This is a genomic window from Paenibacillus sp. 01T422 (genome assembly GCF_056398785.1).
The window spans coordinates 1-1,706 of sequence record NZ_JBFTQB010001136.1; the positions used below are offsets into that span (position 1 = coordinate 1).

General features: G+C 48.0%; 1 protein-coding gene and 1 pseudogene. Both read right to left on the reverse strand.

Features of this window, described 5'->3' with window-relative positions; all coding sequences use genetic code 11:
• Positions 1 to 189: 189 nt before the first annotated feature.
• Positions 190 to 1,374 carry a response regulator gene (locus tag AC1DUA_RS36475; protein WP_477504381.1) on the reverse strand — a complete coding sequence of 395 codons (1,185 nt, stop codon included), beginning with the start codon at positions 1,372 to 1,374 and terminating at the stop codon, positions 190 to 192.
• Positions 1,375 to 1,379: 5 nt separating this feature from the next.
• A pseudogene (locus AC1DUA_RS36480) lies at positions 1,380 to 1,706 on the reverse strand (ABC transporter substrate-binding protein); the annotation flags it as partial.

Below are 1,706 nucleotides of genomic sequence, written 5' to 3' on the forward strand. Positions count from 1 at the left end.
CCTCCATTACTGCTGCAAGCACTGAGAAGGAGGACAGAAGCCATTAACATACCTAAGGCCTTACCCTTCGACACGTTTTTCATCGATTAACGCTCCCTTCAAATTTCGAGCCTATTAAGAAAGCCCTTACATTTAGTATAAACAGGGGTGGACATGCCGTATAGGTAACGCATCTTCGATTTCTTGGACTTAAGTTAGGAAAGTTCCGTCCACAGTTCGATAAGCACCTGGGGCTATACCTTCAAATGTTTTGAATATCCTGCTGAAATATGCTGGATCTTTGTAGCCCACTTTTTCACACACTTCATAGATCTTCAAATTCGTATCTCTTAGCCATTTTTTAGCTTCTGTCAAGCGGTGTTGGGTCAAATAGTGCGTATAGGTCATTCCCGTTTCCTGGTGAAATAAATTGCTTAAATAATTAGGATTGATTTGGTATTGTTGTGCAAAATCAGATAAATTGGCCGCACTGGCATACTCTTTATGAATATAGCCGAGAAGCGCTCGGATGATAGGCGGGAAGGCTTCACCGCCACTTTCTTTACGCGTAATCTCTGTGAATCCAAGGCTTATCATACTGCGTATGTACATCAAGCTCAGATCTCCGATGTCCTTCGTCGCCCCTCCATACCCCGTCTTCACCTCGATTCGCAGCTTAGCCGCCATCCATTTCGACGTCTCCTGCACTTCTTTCTCCCAAGCCTCCTGATCACATTGATTGGCAAATAACACGACCGTGACGAGCCGATCCTCTAGACAAACGGCTGCCGTTCCCAACCGGCTAAATGCCTCGTAAGCGCACTCGCTTATAAAATACCGCACCGATGCTTCCCCTAGTGACCTCAGGTCCTTCGTTGAGAAAGAAACGAGCATTACCTTCTGGAAGGACGGAATCAGGCCTTCATCGAAGGTCGGAACAGGTACTCCTTGCAGCAGATCATGAAGGCGTTTTTCCAGAAGCGCACGTTCTCTAATGACGCTAACTTGCCGGGACTCCTGGCGGCGTCGGTGTTTCTCATACGATGCCATATACACTTCTTGGAGCTTTCCCTTGGACAATGGCTTGAGCAAATAGGCATGAACCCCGTGCTCCATCGCCTTTTGCGCATAATCGAATTCCGCGTGCCCTGTGAGCACATACACATCTGTGCCAGGCGAATGCTCTCGCGCAAATTCTGCTAATTGCAGACCATCCGCAGCAGGCATGCGAATATCCGTAATGAGGAGATGGACATTCTGCTGCTCTAGCACAGCCATTGCCTCAAGTCCATTAGATGCATCCAATACTTCTCCCACCCCCTCGAATCGAGCAAGGGTTCGACATACCGGCTGGCGTACATTCGCTTCATCATCCACTACAAGCACTCTGAACATCACAATCAACCTCCCGTATTTATCTGCCTGAATCGGYGGACGATATCATCCCATGTACGCTCTGGATCTGCTCCTTCTGATTCGACACGGCGCAGACCCTCTTTGATCATTCGTTCAATCCCTTCATATTCAAAATCATCGTATGCCGCTTTGTATCGAAGTGCTGTGTAAGAGTAAATCTGACCGACAGGAGCGCCGTTAAAGAAGGGGTCTCTCACTTCTAGAAACTCCCGGGTCGAATAGGATTCCGGTGTAGATGGGAAATTACCGCTGCCAATGAAATTGTCAAGTTGTTGTGGTGGAGCCGTCAGCCACTGAGCGAGCTCATATGC